The sequence below is a fragment of the Kitasatospora sp. NPDC053308 genome (genome assembly GCF_055585785.1).
Genome location: NZ_JBVJJY010000022.1, coordinates 101,858 through 115,098 on the forward strand (window position 1 = coordinate 101,858; position 13,241 = coordinate 115,098).

At 69.5% G+C, this 13,241-nt stretch carries 10 protein-coding genes; 6 read left to right on the top strand and 4 right to left on the bottom strand.

From position 1 onward, the window contains the following. The coding region (locus ACZ6Y7_RS32955; protein ID WP_465761610.1) for an NACHT domain-containing protein at positions 1–2,712 on the bottom strand (2,712 nt) is incomplete at its 3' end. A 210-nt stretch (positions 2,713–2,922) separates the two neighbouring features. Between ACZ6Y7_RS32955 and ACZ6Y7_RS32960 the strand changes: the two genes are divergently transcribed. Continuing rightward, the gene (locus ACZ6Y7_RS32960; protein WP_465761611.1) at positions 2,923–3,117 is read left to right on the top strand and encodes a hypothetical protein; all 195 of its coding nucleotides are present in this window, start codon (positions 2,923–2,925) and stop codon (positions 3,115–3,117) included. Between the two features lie 73 nt (positions 3,118–3,190). Here ACZ6Y7_RS32960 and ACZ6Y7_RS32965 read toward each other — a convergent pair whose 3' ends face one another. Together ACZ6Y7_RS32965 and ACZ6Y7_RS32970 are read right to left on the bottom strand one after the other, a co-directional pair. Continuing rightward, positions 3,191–4,291: a helicase associated domain-containing protein gene (locus tag ACZ6Y7_RS32965; RefSeq protein ID WP_465761612.1), complete on the bottom strand. Its 1,101-nt coding sequence runs from the start codon at positions 4,289–4,291 to the stop codon at positions 3,191–3,193. Positions 4,292–4,382: 91 nt separating this feature from the next. Further along, complete coding sequence (locus ACZ6Y7_RS32970) at positions 4,383–5,354, bottom strand: LuxR C-terminal-related transcriptional regulator (RefSeq protein WP_465761613.1); 972 nt, start codon at positions 5,352–5,354, stop codon at positions 4,383–4,385. A 347-nt stretch (positions 5,355–5,701) separates the two neighbouring features. Here ACZ6Y7_RS32970 and ACZ6Y7_RS32975 point away from each other — a divergent pair, with 347 nt between their 5' ends. The 5 genes from ACZ6Y7_RS32975 to ACZ6Y7_RS32995 all read left to right on the top strand — a co-directional run bounded on the left by ACZ6Y7_RS32975 (position 5,702) and on the right by ACZ6Y7_RS32995 (position 10,042). Then, positions 5,702–5,881 (top strand): hypothetical protein, encoded by a 180-nt coding sequence (locus ACZ6Y7_RS32975; RefSeq protein WP_465761614.1) that lies wholly within the window; start codon positions 5,702–5,704, stop codon positions 5,879–5,881. 8 nt (positions 5,882–5,889) lie between these two features. Next, positions 5,890–6,204, top strand: coding sequence for a hypothetical protein (locus ACZ6Y7_RS32980; protein ID WP_465761615.1), 315 nt, complete (start codon positions 5,890–5,892; stop codon positions 6,202–6,204). A 244-nt stretch (positions 6,205–6,448) separates the two neighbouring features. Continuing rightward, positions 6,449–8,122: a DUF8189 domain-containing protein gene (locus ACZ6Y7_RS32985; protein WP_465761616.1), complete on the top strand. Its 1,674-nt coding sequence runs from the start codon at positions 6,449–6,451 to the stop codon at positions 8,120–8,122. A 110-nt stretch (positions 8,123–8,232) separates the two neighbouring features. Beyond that, complete coding sequence (locus ACZ6Y7_RS32990) at positions 8,233–9,690, top strand: DUF8189 domain-containing protein (protein WP_465761617.1); 1,458 nt, start codon at positions 8,233–8,235, stop codon at positions 9,688–9,690. Positions 9,691–9,874: 184 nt separating this feature from the next. Continuing rightward, the gene (locus ACZ6Y7_RS32995; protein ID WP_465761618.1) at positions 9,875–10,042 is read left to right on the top strand and encodes a hypothetical protein; all 168 of its coding nucleotides are present in this window, start codon (positions 9,875–9,877) and stop codon (positions 10,040–10,042) included. A 136-nt stretch (positions 10,043–10,178) separates the two neighbouring features. Here ACZ6Y7_RS32995 and ACZ6Y7_RS33000 read toward each other — a convergent pair whose 3' ends face one another. Then, a complete protein-coding gene (locus ACZ6Y7_RS33000) occupies positions 10,179–12,722 on the bottom strand; it encodes a helicase associated domain-containing protein (protein ID WP_465761619.1) in 2,544 nt (847 codons plus the stop codon). Between the last annotated feature and the right edge of the window lie 519 nt (positions 12,723–13,241).

Here is a 13,241-nt window from a genome sequence, read left to right on the forward strand (position 1 = left end):
CTCCGCCAGTACGTGCAGGGCGGTGTCTCGGACGTCCGGGGTGGTGTCGGTGGTGGCGGTCAGGACGGTGTGGTGGGTGTCCGGGTGGTCTGGCCACCGCTCCCCCAGCACTCGCAGGGCGGTGCTGCGGACGTCCGGGGTGGTGTCGGTGGTGGCGGTCAGGACGGTGTGGTGGGTGTCCGGGTGGTCCGGCCACCGCTCCGTCAGCACTCGCAGGGCGGTGCTGCGGACGAATGTGGTGCTGCGAACGTCGGTGGTGTCGGTGGTGTCGGTGGTGGCGGTCAGGACGGTGTGGTGGGTGTCCGGGTGGTCCGGCCACCGCTCCCCCAGCACTCGCAGGGCAGCACTGCGAATGAACGGATCCCAGAGGATGTGTGCCTGACGCATCGTCTCCTCCAGGTCTCGGCTTAGTGCCGCAGCGATGTCCCCGCCCTGAAACGCGCTATCCCCTGATTGGGTCGCGTAGTACCAGCGTTGAAAGCGCTCCCGGCCGCTCCAGAAGCGGTCGAAGGTCCCGAAGGCCGGCAGGGCTTCCTTAATAGTGACAAACATCGACTGGCGCAGCGTGGTGGTGAGGGTACTGATGACGGCGTCACTTTGCGCGGCCACCGAAAGGTGTCGGTCCTTGTCGCCTGGGGCAGGGGAGGCGCCGATTTCCTTAACCTCAGCCAGGACCCGGACGGCCAGTACCAACATCGGCACCGACCAGCTCCCGTGACTCGTTTTGCGCCGGTGTTGGTGAAGAAGGTGCGCGATGAAGGCCGCCACGCCACGCTGATGAAGATTGCCGGCCATGAGGAGCAGCACTTCGTGCCACGCTGGGTCGCTGGCGTGCTCGGCCAGGACCTTGACCATTTCGTCGCGGGTCCATTCCTCCTCGTAGGAGCGGTCGAGGAGTTCAGTGGCGGCGAGGTACTCAAGGAAGGTGCGGTGGACGAACCCGTAGATACCTCCGCCATAGTGGGCGAGGAGGAAGTTGCGGGTGCGTAGGCGTTCGACGACGTGATCGGCGGCGATGTCCGCGGCAGTGCGGGAGATGTTCTGCTCGGTCAGGTAGGCGCTGATGATGCCGGTCAGCTCGTCGTGCTGGATGAACGTGCCGGCGGGTCGGCCCGCGCCTTCCTGCATGCGGCGGGCGATACGCTGGAGCACCTTGAGACGTTTGTCGACGTTGAGCCACTCCAGCGCTTGGGCGGCCTCCCCGGTGACCGGCGAGTGGGGGGTGAGGAACTTGGCGTCCTTGTCCCATTGCTCGATGAGCACTTCCACCGCGTGGGCGTAGACCTCGCGCCGCTCGCGGGGGATGGTTTTGCCGAGCCCCATAGAGGCCAGGACGGTCAGCAGCAACGGGTTGCCTGCCAGCTCTGCCACTGCCCGCACTCCGCGCACCGCCCCCAGCAGACGCTGGGTGAGCTGGGACGCCAGGTGGGGGTTCTCCGGATGGGCCGCGGTGTACCAGCGGCGGATGAACTCCTCGACCTGCCGGTGCCCCAGGTCCTGGAGCATTACCTGCGTGAACCCCGCAGCGGTGAACTCACCGGCCCGGTAGCCGTACTCCCGCGATGTCACCACCACCCGAACGTCCGGATGATCGGAGGCGAAAGCGGTGATTTGTCGCGCGGTCTGTGCACGTACTGCCGGATCGAACACCTCATCCAGGCCGTCGAAGAACACTACGGCACGTCCCTGTGCGAGCAGACTCTCCAGCACGGGCCGCGTCAGATACATCCGGTCCTGCCGGTCCACATGCTCCAGGAAGTCCTCGATCGTCCGATCACGCCACTGCGCCTGTGCGTACTGCCGCAGCTCCACCACCACCGGCACCAACCCGTCCAACTCGACGAGCTCGGCTGGCAACTCCTCCAACGCACCGACCAACGCCAACGCCGTGTACTTCGCCAGCGTCGACTTCCCCGCACCAGGATCTCCCAGCACCACCACCCGCCGATCCGCCTCGCCCGCCAGTACCTCCAGCACCGGCCGTGTCGGCTGCGCCCGGTAGGTCTCCTGCAGAGCGCGGACAGCATCGGCGTCCATCCCCGGTGGCAGGTCCGTGTCCTCCAACTCGCCTGCCGCCAGCAGCCGACGCACCTCACCCGGCACCTGAGCCACGTGCGGGCGGCACAACTGCGGCATGAACACCTGCCGCACCTCGATCCTCGGCTGCTCACCGGCACTGCCGGAAGCGCCCAGAACATCCAGGTTCAGCCGCCAGTGCACCTCCCGCACCCGTCGCCGGTACGCCTCTACGGCCGCGGCCCACTCAGCGGTACGTACCTCCAACGCGACGTCATGGCCCTTGCTGGCCAGGCGGACAGCCTCACGCTCCGCCCGGGCCCCCTCCAGCAACCGCTCCCATCGGAACCGCTCCGCGCGCAGCCACCGCTCCTCCACCCGGCCATCGGCCGCCAGCGAAGCAGCCCCCGCCCAGGCCGACCACACCGCCACCACCGCCAGCAAGACCTCGGCGTCCTGCGGAACCCGCGCTTCGCCCGCACGACCAGTCGGCGGCACCCATGAGCTGATCCGCTTCCCCGCAAACCTCTCCGTCCCGGCCCGCCCGGTGCGCCGTACCGCCCGCTCCAGCTCCAACTGCCCACACTGGGCCCGCTGAGCCTTGCGCGTCTGCTCGGCCCGCTCCTTGAGCTCCAGCAGCCCCCCGTACAACGCCTGCCGCTTCGGACCCAGCCCCAGCTCGTTCGCCGGCACCATCCCGCCTCATCCCCCGCCCGCATCTGCCCGCCCCGCCCGCGGCAGGGCTCACGGGCACCCCTGACCCTCCACCGCTGACCAGCAGCGTAGTACCCACCACGCCCTCTCCGCCCGCAACTTGGGACACACCACCCGCCCCGATGCCACATTCAGAACACCGCCGGGCCCGGCGTCCCAACTCCAGCGACCCCCCCCCGAGAGGACACTGCCGTGAACGACGACCTCACCCGCAAGACCGAGCCAGCCGACGCACACACCAGCGCGGACACGGCGGCGAAAGCCCCAACCACCCCTGCCGAAAGCCCGATCCTCCGCCAAGCCGGGCGTACCGCCCTGCTCACCCTGGCCGCCACCCCCGCCCCGATCCTTGTCGCCATCGTCGAGTGGTGGCTGAAGACCCGCTGACCCCCAGCCCCGATGGGCGTGGCAACCTCACACTGCGAGCGCCACGCCCATCGGAGCCAGCCAGCACCGCGCCCTACGCCCACTGCACGCCGTGCTCGGCGAGCTGCCCGCGCTGCTCGGCCGACAGTTTGTCCCGGCGGGCTTTGGTGTTGTTGAGCCACGCGCCGAGTGCCAGCCCCTCACTCGTCTTGTACGGGCGTGGAACGCGGGCGTGGCCTTCCCGCTGCACGAACTGGGCGAGCGCGGCCAGGCCCTGCTGGAACCGGTCCGCGCGGGACACCTTCGGCTTGGCCTCGGCGGCGGCTTTGGCGGCCACCAGCTCCGGGTCCTCGGCGATGCCGATCGCCGCGAGCAGGTCTCGCTGATCCGCCTCGAGCTCCGGCCAGCCGGCTCGCTGCGCCTTGACCCAGCGTCCGAGTTGCTCGCCCTCGAACACCGTGTCCGTCGGCAGCGTTGGCCAGTCGACCTGGCCGTCGGACTCCAGCCACCACTGCCGCGCCACGCTGTACGCGCGCTGCCAGGTGATCGGCCAGACCGGGCACCACCACGGGTCGATCTCCTCCAACGCCCGCCGCCGCTCCGGGGCGAGTGCCCCCGGTTCCCCGGCCGGCACCTGCGCGGCAGCGCGCAGCTCGGAGAGCCATGTGCCGATCGCGTACCCGCCGACCGACGCCCGCGCCGGCGCCGCCAAAGAGCCGCCGTGGCCCTTCGCCCAGACCCGCGCCCAGTCGAGCCCGGCTTCGAACCGCGCGTCGGAGACGGACCAGATCATCCCGAGCTGGCCCAGCATGTCGACCCGGTGGCGCGCCAATTCACCAGCGGCATGCTCGCTACGCCGGTCGGAGAGCCATTTCCCGAGCGGGAAATTAGCCTCTTCTCCGACCATCGCGGAATACGGGACGTCGAGCCCGCCGGTTTCCTCGTGCCATCGGCGGGCGTGGTTGATCCCCTCCCGCCAGAACTGGTTCTCACCGGTCAGCACCCGCGAGGCGATGAACAGCGCGAGCACGTTCTCGTCCACCGGCGTCTGGAACCGCACCGGCAGCGTGAACGCCCCCGCACCACCCGCACCCACCTCGCCAGGCCAGCTCTCACCAGGCCCGGACACCGCCTCAGCGCTGCGCCCCTTGGTGCGCGTGCCGGACTTCTGCGGCACCGCGAGGGCCTCGACCACGTTGGCGTCGTGGCTGCGCAGCGCGGTTATCCGCAGCTGGGGGAGTGCGGGGGACGCTTGTCCTGCAGTACTGGGACTCGGTTTGGGGTGGTCACAGCCAGCCCTTGTGCGCGGCTTTGATTCCGGCTTCGAAGCGGCTGCTCGCGCCGAGGCGTTCCATGATCGAGGACATGTGGCGGCCGACGGTTCGGGAGGAGATGCCAAGGCGCTGGCCGGCGGCGTCGTCGGTGAGTCCGGTGCCGAGCAGGCGCAGCAGTTCGCGCTCCGTGGCGGTGAGTCCGGTCCGGGTGTCCTCGGGGTGGGCGGCGCCGAGGGGGACGGCCGTGCTCCAGGCCTGTTCGAAGAGGTCGAGCAGTGCGGCCAAGAGGCCGGGCTCGGTCACGTAGAGGGCGCCCTTGCGGTTGTCCGACGGGTCGATCGGGACGAGTGCCTGGGTGCGGTCGACCAGGACCATCCGGGGTGGGATCGAGGGGGCGGTGCGGACCTCGCCGCCATGGGTGAGCAGCCAGTGGGCGTATGTGGCGACGTGGGGCTGGTTGCGGGTGGAGTCCTGGTAGAGGGTGCGCATCGTGATGCCGCGGGCGAACACCTCGGCGTCTGCCGGTCGGCTGGCGAGGAGGTCTTCGGGTCGCTGGTCGCCGGGCTGGCTTCCGAGGACTTCGGTGGTGGCGCTGTGGCCCATCCGTTCGAGCCGGGCGTGGATGGCGTCCAGGCCGAGGAGGCGTTCGCCGTGGGTCGTGCGGTGCTCGGCGCGTTCCGCGACCATGCGCGTGACGGCGGCCCGCGAGGCCGCCAGCTCGGCTTGTCGGGAGGCGAGTTCGGCTTCCTGGGTGGCGAGTATGTCGGTCAGGCCGATGTCCGGGCTTACCGCGCGCATCTGCCCGGGCCGTTCGGCGGAGGCCCGGACGAGGGTGAGTCGGGCCAGCTCGTCGAGGTGGTCGTGCACCTCGGCGTCGGCCAGGCCGCAGTGCAGCGCGATCTCGTCCACGCCGTAGGCGGGGTGGTCGAGCATCGCCTGGTATACCGCGGCTGCTCCGGCTGTCAGGCCCAGTACTTCCAGCATTGATATCCCCCCAGGTCAGCGGCCGTCTTTGATCGGCGACCCGTCGCATCCAAACAGCTTCTCAATGTTTCGATCAAGGAATAATTCGGTGCGTCTGTCCTGATTTGTGGCGTGTGGGCGGGAGTGAATTGCGCGACAGCGTTATGGCGTGGACATGAAGCCGTGTCCGGATCCCGCCAGGCCGATTGGCGACATCCGGAAAGTCTTCCGGGCCCCTCGACGAGCGGCGAAGCTAGTGATCGCCGCCAGGGAAACAGCCCGGAACGGCAGCCGAACGGAGCGTCAACCGCGGGACGCCCCGACATGGCCCAGCACACCTGTCCCACCAGTAGAACAAGGACTCCGTCATGATCCGCACCCGTCTCGCCCAGGCCACCGCGGTCGCAGCCGTTTCCCTCGCCGCGTTCCTGATCGCCCCCGTCGCCTCGGCCGCCACCGCCGCAACTACGCCCGGCCCGGCCGCCGTCACCTCCGACAGCCTCGGCTGGGGCGGGGTCGTTCCGGCGAGCCTCGGCTGGGGTGGCTGAGCACGCGGATGGACATCGTCTACGCCAGCCTGAAACGCCGACAGCCCTGCGCGGCAGCGGAGGCGAGTGAGGCGGCCGAGGCCGTGGACGCCCTGTGGGCGCACGCCGAGCCCGCCGACGGACTCCAGCACGCCAGCGCTCAGCCCTCCTCCGACCGGATCGACCTTCTGCTCTACCTGCTCAGCCGTGACCCGGCCGACCGGCCCGACGCGGTCGACCGAGCCCACCGCCTGATCGCGCGCAGCCACCGGACCTCGCCCCTGCTCCGCCGGTGCTACCTGCCCCCGGAGCCGCCGGAGGCCACGGACCACGCCGCCCCGTGACCACCGCGCCCGCTCCCTGAAGGAGCCGTGCCACCCGCCACCCCGCACGGGCCGCGACGGCGCTCACCGAACGTCGCGCCGCCCCTCCGGCAGTGGCCTTCGCCTTCCGTTGGATCCCGGCCGAGCCTTCCAGCGCTCGCCGGTACCTGAACTTCCCGCTGCCCGCTCCCAGCTGCATCACGCCCCGGCCGGCCTGCCCGCAGCGCGCCAACACACCTGCTTCGCTCGTAATTTGGAGTTTTCGATGTCTCGCGTCCGTACCCGCCTCGCCTCCTCCGCCGCCGCCGTCACGCTGGCCGCCTCCGGCCTCAGCATCCTGGCCGTCCCCGGTGCCCACGCGGCCTCGCTCGGCGACTCGATCGCCGCAACGGCCGTCGGCCAGCTCGGCAGCAACGCCTGCGGCAACGGCGGAACCGGCTACTACGCCCCCGGCACCGACCAGACCTCCAGCTGCTCCGGCGGCTCCAGGACGCACGCCTGGTGCGCGGACTTCGCCGGCTGGGTCTGGGCGCAGAACGGTGTCAAGAACCTGGGCATCCTGAACAACCTCGCCAACAGCTTCCAGACCTACGCGAACACGTACGACGGCGGGCTGTCCGGCACCCCCCACGTGGGAGACGCCGTCTTCTTCCACCCGAACAGCTTCAGCGGCACCGACTACGACCACGTGGCGATCGTCACCGCGGTCAACGGCAACACCATCAGCTGGACCGGCGGCAACCAGGGCGGCTTCCCGGGCAAGGTCAGCACCAACACCGCATCGGGCGGGGTCGGCACGGTCGTCTGGCAGAGCGGGGGCTACAACGTCAGCATCCAGGGCTACGCCAGCCCCGTCGGCGGGACCGTCACGCCTCCGCCCGTGACCAACCCGGTCACCCCGCAGGTGACGGACGTCGCGCCGGCCTCCGTCTACAACCCCGACAACGGCACCGCCGAGATCTTCGCGATCGGCACCGACGGCGTCCTCTCGCACGCCTACAGCACCAACGGCGGCCAGTGGAGCTCCTGGTACCCGATCGACCCGTCGTTCCACTTCACCGGCAAGCCCACCGCCGTGTACAACCCGACCAGCAAGACCACCGAGGTCTTCGCGATCGGCACCGACGGCGTCCTCTCGCACGCCTACAGCACCAACGGCGGCCAGTGGAGCTCCTGGAGCACCATGGACCCCGGCTACCACTTCACCGGCTCGCCGACCGCCGTCTACAACCCGTCGGTCAACGCGGTGGAGCTGTTCGCGATCGGCACGGACGGCAAGCTCAACCACAAGTACTACGCGAACGGCGCCTGGTCGGCCTGGAACACCATGGGCACCTGGACCTTCATCGGCTCCCCGACCGCCGTCTACGAGCCCGACCTCAACACCGCCGAGGTGTTCGCGATCGGCACCGACGGCGTGCTGTCCCACTCGTACAGCACCAGCGGCGCCGCCTGGAGCGACTTCTACACGCTGGACACCAGCTACCGCTTCACCGGCGCCCCGGCCGTCGTCTACAACCCGAACAACAAGACGGCCGAGGTGTTCGCCATCGGCGCCGCCGACGGGGTCATGTCGCACGCCTACAGCACCAGCGGCGGCCAGTGGAGCGGCTGGGCCACCCTCGACACGGGTTACAAGTTCGCCGGTGTCCCGTCGGCGGTCTACAACTCCACCACCAAGGCCGTCGAGCTGTTCGGCACCGGCACCGACGGCATCGTCAACCACAAGTACTACCTGGGCGGCACCTGGTCGAACTGGGAGGCGCTCGGCAGCTGGAAGTTCGCCGGCACGCCGGTGGCACTCAACGAGCCGAACACCAACGCCGCCGAGGTCTTCGGCATCGGCCAGGACGGTGTGATCTCGCACGCCTACACCAGCAACGGCAGCCCCTTCAGCAGCTGGTACACCCTCGGCACCTGGAAGTTCAACACTCACTGATCCCGGGTCATCCCCCAGCGGTGACGGTCTGATCCACCCCGGACCGGCCGTCACCGCCCCCGCTCTCCCCTCACCCCCTGACTTCCACGACTTTCCCGAAGGACCTTCCGATGACCCGCACCCCTTCCCGCGCCGCCCGCACCCGGATCGGCACCACCGCCTTCGGCGTACTCGGCCTGGCCGTGGCCGCGGCCTCCCTCGGCGCCGGCCAGGCGAACGCCGCCTCGGTGGCGACCTGGGACAAGGTGGCCCAGTGCGAGAGCACCGGGAACTGGTCGATCAACACCGGCAACGGCCACTACGGTGGCCTGCAGATCAGCATGAGCAACTGGAAGTACTACGGAGGCACCGCGTACGCGGCTCGCCCGGACCTCGCGACCAAGCAGCAGCAGATCCTGATAGCGGAAAAGATCCTCGCCGACCAGGGTGCCGGGGCGTGGACCTGCAGCCCGGGCACAGGCCTGGCCACCGACCGCACCAACCCGTACCCGGACCCGGTCCCCACCCCGACTCCGACCCCGACGACGGCCCCCTCCTCGGCGGCGGCCCCCGTTCTCTACAACCCGGACACCAAGACGGCCGAGGTGTTCGCGGTCGGCGCGGACGGTGTGCTGTCCCACAGCTACAGCACCAACGGCGGCGCGTGGACGGACTGGTCCACGCTCGACTCCTCGTTCCGGTTCTCGGGCGCCCCGGCGGTGGTGTACAACCCGGTGAACAAGGTGACCGAGGTGTTCGCGACCGGCAAGGACGGCGTGATCTCGCACAACTACCTGTTCAACGGCGGTCAGTGGAGCGGCTGGTCGACCCTCGACCCGTCGTACAAGTTCTCCGGCAGCCCGTCCGCCGTCTACAACGCCTCGACGAACGCGATCGAGCTGTTCGGCACCGGTACCGACGGTGTGCTGAACCACACCTACAACCTCAACGCTGGCGCCTGGCAGGGCTGGACCTCGCTCGGCACCTGGAAGTTCGCGCTCACGCCCACCGCCGTCTACAACCCGGACACCAAGACGGCCGAGGTGTTCGCGGTCGGCGCGGACGGTGTGCTGTCCCACAGCTACAGCACCAACGGCGGGGCGTGGACGGACTGGGCCACGCTCGACTCCTCGTTCCGGTTCTCGGGCGCCCCGGCGGTGGTGTACAACCCGGTGAACAAGGTGACCGAGGTGTTCGCGACCGGCAAGGACGGCGTGATCTCGCACAACTACCTGTTCAACGGCGGTCAGTGGAGCGGCTGGTCGACCCTCGACCCGTCGTACAAGTTCTCCGGCAGCCCGTCCGCCGTCTACAACGCCTCGACGAACGCGATCGAGCTGTTCGGCACCGGTACCGACGGTGTGCTGAACCACACCTACAACCTCAACGCCGGCGCCTGGCAGGGCTGGACCTCGCTCGGCACCTACAAGTTCGCCGGCAACCCCACGGCCGTCTTCGAGACCGGCACGCACGCCGCCGAGGTCTTCGGCATCGGCGCCGACGGCCTGATCTCCCACGCATACAGCGCCAACGGCGGCACCTGGAGCAACTGGACCACCCTCGGTACCTGGAAGTTCCAGACCACCTGATCCCGAGCGAGAACGGCCCCCGGGGCCACCAGCCCCGGGGCCCGACCAGCCCCGGGGCAGAGGCCTGCGCAGGTACCGGGCGTGCGGCCACCGGTCCGCGGGCCAAAGTGGAGCGCGCCGGGCAGCGATGGCGCCGTTCGCCCTCTCCCCGGGCCCAGAGGCCTGGGCCGCACTGGCACCTGGCATGGATGTACCTCAGCTGGCCTGGCCCTTCACCGAGGTGAGCATCGCCGACATCGATGCCTTCATCGACAGGCGGACACAGTGGTTGGCCAACGCCGCTGCCGGACAGCTGGCGTACCCGAGCACCATGCCGGAGCACCCGCAGGGGGGAACCTGGCGGTATCGGTGAGGCAAGGCTGGACCGAGCTTGCCACTGGTGACATATCCGAAAGTTCGAAGGCGTCATCCCTGCGAGGATGACGCCTTCAACGCCTTCTCGGGGCCGCCGTAGCGTAGCGCGAGCCTTCGAAAACCCAGGCCCGGCCCTACGCCCACTCCACCCCGTGCTCGGCCAACTGCGCACGCTGCTCCTCGCTGAGCTTGGCACGCCGGGCCTTGGTGTTGTTGAGCCACGCGCCCAACGAGAGCCCCTCCTCGGTCTTGTACGGGCGTGGAACGCGGGCGTGGCCTTCCCGCTGCACGAACTCCGCGAGCGCGGCCAGGTGGAGCTGGAAGCGGTCCGCGCGGGACACCTTTGGCTTGGCCTCGGCGGCGGCTTTGGCGGCCACCAGCTCCGGGTCCTCGGCGATGCCGATCGCCGCGAGCAGGTCTCGCTGATCCGCCTCGAGCTCCGGCCAGCCGGCTCGCTGCGCCTTGACCCAGCGTCCGAGTTGCTCGCCCCCGAACACCGTGTCCGTCGGCAGCGTTGGCCAGTCGACCTGGCCGTCGGACTCCAGCCACCACTGCCGGGCGGTGGCGTAGGCGCGCTGCCAGGTGATCGGCCAGGTGGGGCACCACCAGGGGTCGATCTCCTCCAGCGCCCGCCGCCGCTCCGGCGCGAGCGCGCCCGGTTCCCCGGCCGGTACCTGGGCGGCAGCGCGCAGTTCGGAGAGCCATGTGCCGATGGCGTAGCCGCCGATCGAGGCCCGCGCCGGCGCCGCCAGCGAGCCGCCGTGGCCCTTCGCCCAGACCCGCGCCCAGTCCAGCCCGGCCTCGAACCGCGCGTCGGAGACCGACCAGATCATCCCGAGCTGGCCCAGCATGTCGACCCGGTGTCGCGCCAATTCACCAGCGGCATGCTCGCTACGCCGGTCGGAGAGCCATTTCCCGAGCGGGAAATTAGCCTCTTCTCCGACCATCGCGGAATACGGGACGTCGAGCCCGCCGGTTTCCTCGTGCCATCGGCGGGCGTGGTTGATCCCCTCCCGCCAGAACTGGTTCTCACCGGTCAGCACCCGCGAGGCGATGAACAGCGCGAGCACGTTCTCGTCCACCGGCGTCTGGAACCGCACCGGCAGCGTGAACGCCCCCGCACCACCCTCACCAGACCAGCTCTCACCAGGCCCGGACACCGCCTCAGCGCCGCGCCCCTTGGTCCGCTTGCCGGACTTCTGCGGCACCGCCAGGGCCTCCACCACACGTGCGTCGTGTGACCTCAAAGCGGTCAAAATACGAACGAGCGGACCGTAACTGTCCGACTCCAGAATGTCCCCGGGCTCCTCGCCGGGCTTGAGGAAGACCGGCACGATCAGGCTCGCGGTCTTTCCCTCGCCGGGCTTCATCCGCAGGGCACGGCCGATGGCCTGGACGATATCCACCATGCTTCCCCGGCCCTGCAGAAGAACAGAATCCGCATCCGGGATATCCACTCCCTCGCCGAGCACCTTGCACTGGGCGGCTACCCGATGCCGAAGACCGTCCTCCTCACCGCTGCTCCCGAATTCGGCGATGACCTCTTTCCGGAAGTCCACGTCATGCTCACCGGATAGCCACTGGACCCAGAATTCCTCCGGGTACTTCCGGGGGTTCTCGGCGTACAGCTTCTCGACGGTCTGGTTCAGCGTCTCCGCGAAGTAACGGGCCTCGATCGTGCGGTTGTGGAACGTGATGCACCGTTCCAGCCCCCGCTCCACCATCGTCTTCACCAGCCCGGCCTGGATTGCCGCGATCCGCTCCGCCGGCACCTCGTCCTCGCTCCCGTCCTCGGCCTCGCCTACCCCCGGACCCCACGGCACCCCCTGCTGCGCCGCCTTGGCCCGGTCGCCGAGCGGGTCGCGCAGTTCCAGGACCACGATCTCGAACGGGGCGAGGAGCTTGCGGTCGATGGCCTCTGCCAGGCCCAGGGAGTAGACGTGAGGCCCGTAGATGCGCTGGTCGTCCATGGACACCGCCAGTTCTTCCGGCAGCGGCTGGTAGGCCCCCTCACGGCCCTTCACCGGGCGCTTGGGCGGCGCCCAGATCCGAGGGGTCGCGGTCATGTAGAGCCGGCGCTCCGCGGGGATGGCGGCCTGGTCGTGCACCACGGTCCAGGTCTTCTCCACGCTGCCGGAGGAGCGATGCGCCTCGTCGCAGACCATCAACCCGAGCGGGGGCAGCAGCTCGCCCTGGCGCTCAGCCCAGTACGCGTAGGCGTCGGCGACCGCACCGACGGACGTGTAGGTGGCGAAGAGGGTGGTCGGCCGGCGGTGCTTCGCGGCCCGGGACAGCCACCTGCCGATCATCAGCGGGCTGGTGGTCGCCATCACCCCGTACGGCAGCTCGGAGTCGATCAGTGAGCAGATGGCGTGCATGTCCCCGGAGCGCCCGGCCGCCCGCCACGAGCCGATCATCTGCACCAGCAGGTCCAGCGTCGGCACCACGACCAGGACCACGCCACGGGGCACCAGCTTCTGGCCGGCCGCCGCCCCGACGTAGCTCTTGCCGGAGCCGGTGGCCATCTGGACAGTCACCCGCAGCCCGTTCGGCGCCGCGTGTCCCGGACGGGGCGTCAGGCCCCGCACAATGGCCTCCAGCGCCTCCTCCTGATGCCCGCGCAGCGAGACGCCGCCGACGGACTGAGCGGCCTTCAGGCCCGGCTTCACGACGTTCACGAAGACGTGTCTCCCCTCACCCGTTTCCGGACCCACACCAGGGCCCACGCGGGAAATGCTGACAGTGCCCTGCTGATACATTCCACGGACCGACCAAGAAGTCCATCCGACCGGAAATATAGTCCGATTGAAGCGGCCATTCGTCAGGATATAAGTCCCCGCCAAGGAATCCGGAAAACACCCGAAGAGTGCGGGTCAAGACCCCACTCACGGCGGGATCATCCAACACTTCCAGATTGATACACCGGCGACCGTTGCTCACCCTGCCAGAGTAGCGCATCCCACCCCCGATCGGGTCGACACAGCGGCCTGGACCACGGTCTAGACCAATCTGGCAGGAGTGAAGCCGACCCGCACACGCCCCCAGCACGCACCCCTCCCCACAGCCAGCCTGCCTTGACTTCAGCCAAAAACCCAGCTCAACGACTTGAACAGGCATCAGCCCACCGGCGCCATGGAGCGAAGCGGAGTGGCGCCGGCCCGAGCGCGAAGCGCCGGGCCCACCCGGGCGAAGCCCGG